Here is a 6,098-nt window from a genome sequence, read left to right on the forward strand (position 1 = left end):
AGTTGATATGACCATTATTACTGATATCAACAAAATCAAAAGCAGGTAAGTCAGCGTCGGCTACATCACCGGTGTTAACAGCATCGGGATTACGCTTTAATGATATAAAATCAAAATTCTCGCGATCAACACCTTGTGAAGGTGAGGTGTTCTGCATTGCAGTAAAAATAGTTTCAATACGACCAGGGTGTTGCTTATCCCACATTTGTAACATGTCTTTAACTGCGCCACGTTTTAAGTTTTCTTGTGAGCCGCATAAGTTGCAAGGAATGATCGGAAACGACTTTAGGTTCGAATATTCTTCAATATCTTTTTCACGGCAATAGGCCAATGGACGAATGACCATATTAGCGCCATCATCAGACAATAATTTAGGCGGCATTGCTTTTTGTTTGCCCGCATAAAACATATTCAAAAACATGGTTTCAATAATATCATCGCGATGATGACCTAAAGCAATTTTTGTGGCGCCAATATGTTGGGCAAATCCATAAAGCGTTCCACGACGTAATCGAGAGCAAAGTGAACATGTCGTTTTGCCTTCAGGGATCTTTTCTTTAACGATAGAGTAAGTGTCTTTCTCAAGAATATGATAAGCCACACCTAACTTATCTAAATAAGCTGGCAGCACGTGTTCAGGAAACCCTGGTTGCTTTTGGTCTAGGTTAACGGCCACAATTTCAAATTTGATAGGGGCACGTTGTTGAAGGGTTAATAAAATATCCAGCATGGTGTAGCTGTCTTTGCCGCCGGAAAGGCAGCACATAACACGATCACCATCTTCGATCATATTGTAGTCTGCAATGGCTGAACCGACTTCATGTCGTAAACGCTTTTGCAGTTTATTCATACGAGTAATATTTTGTTTAGCGATTGTATCAACTTCAGACATAAAAATGCGCCCAGTAACCAAGTGTTTCAGGGCGCGTATTATTCCAGTATTCGAGGTCAGGGTAAAGAAGTTAACCTCTTCTATTGGAGACTAATCTTCTAAAGGTGATTTATACCCATCTGGTTTAATCGCTAACAAATCGCAATTAATGCTATCGATGACATGTTCAGCAGTATTACCAATTAATGCGGCAGAAAAACCAGTACGACCAACAGTACCTAGAACCACTAATTCGGCATCTAATTTTGCAGCCATTTCTGGAATCACATCTTCTGGCAAACCTTCTTCAACATGGCAATTTTCAAGCGGAATATTATATGCTTGAGCTAAATACTGTACTCTTTGCTCATGTTGCATGCGCACTGTGTTGTTATACACATTGGCATCAAAGTCGGGCAGTTCAATGGCCAAATTTACCGGCGTACCAGGATAACCATTGACTAGGTGCACACTAGCAGAGAATTTTTTAGCTAAATCGAGTGCGTGATTAATAATTTTGCCGTTAAGAGTTTGATGATCTTCATCTTCAGTGACCACATTAACCGCACAAACAATTTTTCCTGCCACTGGCCAATCGTGTTCCTTGACTAATAAAACTGGAACAGGTGATTTACGCATTAAATGCCAATCTGTTGGCGTAAAAATGACGGCTTTTAATTTGTCATGTTCATGGGTGCTTTTTACAATTAAATCATAATTGCCTTTCATCGCATGATTAATCACGCTTTCAAAAGGGCGGTTATGCCACACAACTTCGGTATTAATTTTTATATTGAGTTTACTGAAGCCATCTATAGCATTTTCCAACCAAGCTACACGTTGATCAATCACACCTTGGCGCATTGCTTCACGTTCTTGGCTGGACAAAATTGAGGTCATTTCATATGAGAAGTCAAAAATTGATAAAAAAGCAGTAATCTCTGCCTGACTTTTTGACGCTAATTCAACAGCACGTGCCAATGCGGGTTGATGATCCGTTGTAGGATTAATCACCACCAATATCTTCTTATAATCCTTCATATAACCTCCAAAGCTGTTGAGTTTTTATTTACATTACTTATTGATAGTATTACCGTTTGCTAATAAATTAACTTTGAGATAGATCATATAATTCAAATTTAAGTGGCAATTCGAGCGTTTCCAGCAAGGGTACTTAACGCTGAATGATCGATAATAGAAATATACTTACCTTTAACTACAATTAAACCTGATTTTTGAAACCGGCCTAATAAACGGCTAATGGTTTCAACAGTTAAACCTAAATAATTACCAATGTCACCACGGGTCATTGTTAGACGAAACTCATGAGGCGAGAAGCCTCTGTTACCAAAGCGATTAGCCAGGTTATTGATAAATGCTGCTAAACGTTCTTCAGCATTTTTCTTTGAAAGCAGGAGGATCATCTCTTGATCGCTCATGATTTCATTGCTCATTAAACGCATAATTTGTTGACGTAGCTTAGGCATAGAACCCGAGAGTTCATCTAAGGTTTCATAGGGGATTTCGCAGACCATTGAGGTTTCTAAAGCTTGGGCAAAACTTTGATGACGTTGTGCATGAATACCATCAAAACCAATGACGTCACCCGCCAAATGGAATCCAGTAATTTGCTCATCTCCTTGCTCAGTAATGGTATAGCTTTTGATTGTACCGGAGCGAATTGCATACAATGACTTAAGCACGTCACCTGACTTGAAGATAAGGTCGCCTTTTTGTATGGGCTTTTTACGTTCAATAATATTATCGAGTTTATCAATCTCGTCATTGTTTAACGTAAAAGGGATACACAGGGCTTCCATACTGCAGTCGTGGCAATGGATGGCGCAACCGCTAGTAGAGGGACGACGAGGTTTACTCAAATCTGATGACATACCCACTCTCATTTTATGAAGTCGTTAACATGTTATACCATTCCGCATTAATAAGGTACTCCCAACCTCACAGTCACACTTATTATATGAAGAAAACGGACGCTGTAATAATGACATTTTAAAGCACAATTGCAACTCACTTCGCTGCAACGCACTGCAGAAACCAAAATTTGGAACCACAATAGTTTAATTACAATACGTGCTTAAATACCCAAGATAAACTAGTTTAGTTGATTAAAAGCAATGTAAAGCGTTTGCAAACCAAATAACACCAATAGCCCTCCGCTGAATAATCTTACAGCGCGTTTTTGTACCCATTGGGCCAAGGTTTTAGCCGCTAATCCTGCTGCAAACAAAGCGGGTAAAGTCCCTAAACCAAACGCAAACATAATCAAGCCACCTTGTAATGCACTACCAGATGCAACAGACCAAGTTAATGTGCTGTAAACTAAGCCGCAGGGTAGCCACCCCCACACCATTCCTGCCATAACGGCTTGTAACGGATGGGTAATTGGGATGAATTTACGTGTTAATGGTTGTAAATAGCGCCACAATATTTTGCCGAGTTTTTCAATATGAACAATGCCAAACCATATCTGGGCTATATACAACCCTGTCAATATCATCATGGTTCCGGCAAAAATCCGGAGGAAGATTAAATAACTATCGACATCAAATAAATGACCAAGGGCAGAGACACTGCCACCAACAATAGCACCAGCGACGGTGTAACTAAAAATACGTCCGAAGTTGTAACCCAAAAGAAATTTCAGTTGTGTGCCTAAGCGGGTTTGACCATTAGTGGGTATATTCGCTGAAAAAGCCCCAATTAATCCACCGCACATTCCAAAACAATGTGCAGCCCCCATTAACCCCACAATAAATGCGCCACCTACATTATATTCAATCACTGAATTTACTCTGGTTTAGTGTGAGTGGTGGATGAGAGAACTGGCTCAACTGTATTGTTATGAACAGCATCGGTATTCAAAGAGCCGCTAACTTGAGAATGATTAGTTTGTGTCGTATTGGTTATAGCGCTGTCGGCGGAAAAGTTCGCAGTAGAACTTACACTAGAAGAGTTGTCATTAGCACTATTGTTGGTGTTCAAACCGCTATCGTCTTCATCAAATAAAATAGACACGCTTTGTCTATCTAAATCATCAAATTGCTCAGACTTTACTGCCCAAAAGACAATAGAGACTGCTATCAATACAAACAACATCGCAATCGGTATTAACACGTAAATGATACTCATAATTTTATCCTAAGAAGGCGTAAGCTGTTAGTCACCACAATAAGTGAGCTAACCGACATGCCAATCGCAGCAATATATGGGGCTACATGCCCAGTCACCGCTAATGGTAAAATAACCATGTTATAGGCAAAAGCCCATAATAAATTTTGATGAATAATTCGTTGTGCTTTTTTAGCGACAAAAATAGCATCATTAAAACGTGACAAATGATCGCCCAGTAAAATTAAGTCGGCACTGTTTTTGGCAATAGCACTGCCACTTCCCATCGCAACAGACAAATTTGCTCCAGCAAGCACTGGCGCGTCATTAATACCATCACCGAACATAGCCACATTAGCTTGTTGCTGCAATTTATTCACTAACGCTAACTTATCTTGCGGAGATAAACCTGAATGCACATCCAAAATGCCAAGTTTATTTGCTAAAAACTCAACATGACCCGAATTATCGCCACTGGCAATACTGAGTTTGATGTTAGCTGCTTTTAAGGCATTTACGGTGGCTAAACTGTCGACTCTTAATTCGTCTAGCATTTCAATTTTAGCGATCAATTGGTTATCGAGAGACAGATATACCCACTGACTTTCATTTGCCTGCAAAGCCACTAAATCAGCATTCGGGGTAACAAATTGTGCCGTACCAATACAAACTTGCTGTTGGCCGATACTGGCGCGAATGCCTAAACCAATATGATGATCAACATTTTCAACAAAGTGTTTATTATCAAAAAAAACCTTAAATGCTAATGCAATCGGGTGTAAAGAGCCTTGCTCAATCGCGGCGGCTAACGATAGCACCTGCTCCGATGAATATCCGCCAAAAGTTTGAACTTGACCAATCGATAATTGACCGCAGGTTAAGGTTCCTGTTTTATCAAATACCACATGATCTATTTTAGTGAGTTTTTCGAAAATCCCGGTTTTTCGCGGAATAACACCTAACTTGGTAAAAATTGCTGTCGCGCATGTTACCGCGGTGGGCGTAGCAAGGGCGAGGGCACATGGACAAGTGGCAACTAATACAGACAAAGTGATCCAAAAGGCATCTTCAGGGGAAATAAATAGCCAAACACCGTAGGTTATTGCCGCTATCGATAATATTGTCGCCGAAAAGTACCGAGCTAAGCGGTCGGCCACCAAAGCGATTGCCGGCTTGTTGTTTGATGCTAGTTCTTGTAAGCGAATAATTTCAGCCACGAGTTGGTCTTGCCCTAACGCAGTGACTTTAACCTCAAGAGGCTGTTCGACATTAATGGTACCTGCATAGACGGTATCAGATACCTGTTTGCCTATTGGCATTTGTTCACCGGTTAGCATCGCTTCGTTGACGCTTGATAGGCCAGCAACCACCTCTGCATCTGCCGCAATAACTTCACCAGGTTTGACCAAAATAATATCGCCAATGACTAACTGCTTAGCAGCAATCTCTGTAATTTCGCCATCACGGTATAAATGTGCGGTCAAAGGAACCAATTTATGCAAATTGCTCGAACTAACAGAGGCTTTTTGTCTGGCTGTTTGCTCAAAATAGCGACCAAGTAATAAGAAGAAAGTAAACATGGAAACTGATTCAAAATACACTTCGCCATTAGCCTGAATGGTTGCCACACAACTGGCTACATATGCACCAAAAATAGCGATAGAGACAGAGACATCCATATTAAGCTTGCCACTTAATAGACTACGAAGCGCACTGAAATAAAAGGGTTGCGCAGAATACAACACCACTGGAGTAGCAAAAATTAGACTCACCCAGCGAAAGTAATCGCGAAACTCGACATCAAGATCAGTAAAGTATCCTGTGTATAAGGCGAGGGCAAACATCATCACCTGCATGGTGGCAAAACCTGCAAGTCCTAGGCGGAGTAAAAATTTACGACTGTCTGCTTTTGATTGTTTTTCTTGCTCATCAACTTGGTAGGGCGCAGCTTGATAGCCAATTTTACTGATAATCTGCAAAATTTCGCTGAGCTGAATAATTTGACTATCCCAACTCACTAACGCGCGTTGTGTGGTTGAGTTACCCAACACATTGTTGACACCAGCAATAGGTTTGAGTTTATGTTCAATTAACCACG

5 protein-coding genes and 1 pseudogene are annotated in these 6,098 nt (G+C 40.6%); all 6 read right to left on the minus strand.

Going from position 1 to position 6,098, the window contains the following annotated elements; genetic code table 11:
- Positions 1-892 (minus strand): tRNA 2-thiocytidine(32) synthetase TtcA (gene ttcA / locus H5202_RS16980; RefSeq protein ID WP_182773119.1); only part of this gene is annotated, 892 nt, incomplete at its 3' end.
- Between the two features lie 90 nt (positions 893-982).
- Positions 983-1,912, minus strand: a complete 930-nt coding sequence (uspE, locus tag H5202_RS16985) for a universal stress protein UspE (protein ID WP_182773120.1) — start codon at positions 1,910-1,912, stop codon at positions 983-985.
- Between the two features lie 98 nt (positions 1,913-2,010).
- Positions 2,011-2,763: an electron transport transcriptional regulator EtrA gene (etrA, locus tag H5202_RS16990; protein WP_182773121.1), complete on the minus strand. Its 753-nt coding sequence runs from the start codon at positions 2,761-2,763 to the stop codon at positions 2,011-2,013.
- 221 nt (positions 2,764-2,984) lie between these two features.
- Positions 2,985-3,674 (minus strand): urease accessory protein UreH domain-containing protein, encoded by a 690-nt coding sequence (locus H5202_RS16995; RefSeq protein ID WP_182773122.1) that lies wholly within the window; start codon positions 3,672-3,674, stop codon positions 2,985-2,987.
- A gap of 185 nt (positions 3,675-3,859) precedes the next feature.
- A pseudogene (gene ccoS, locus H5202_RS24680) lies at positions 3,860-4,021 on the minus strand (cbb3-type cytochrome oxidase assembly protein CcoS); the annotation flags it as partial.
- A partial coding sequence (locus H5202_RS17005; protein ID WP_182773124.1) for a heavy metal translocating P-type ATPase occupies positions 4,018-6,098 on the minus strand: 2,081 nt, incomplete at its 5' end. The gene H5202_RS17005 and the pseudogene ccoS, both read right to left, overlap by 4 nt.

This window comes from Shewanella sp. SG41-4 (assembly GCF_014164505.1).
Lineage (GTDB): Bacteria > Pseudomonadota > Gammaproteobacteria > Enterobacterales > Shewanellaceae > Shewanella.

What these genes read in the sequence shown, in the direction of transcription:
- uspE (WP_182773120.1), bottom strand. Translation starts at nt 1,912, where the DNA reads ATGAAGGATTATAAGAAGATATTGGTGGTGATTAATCCTACAACGGAT.
- etrA (WP_182773121.1), bottom strand. Translation starts at nt 2,763, where the DNA reads ATGTCATCAGATTTGAGTAAACCTCGTCGTCCCTCTACTAGCGGTTGC.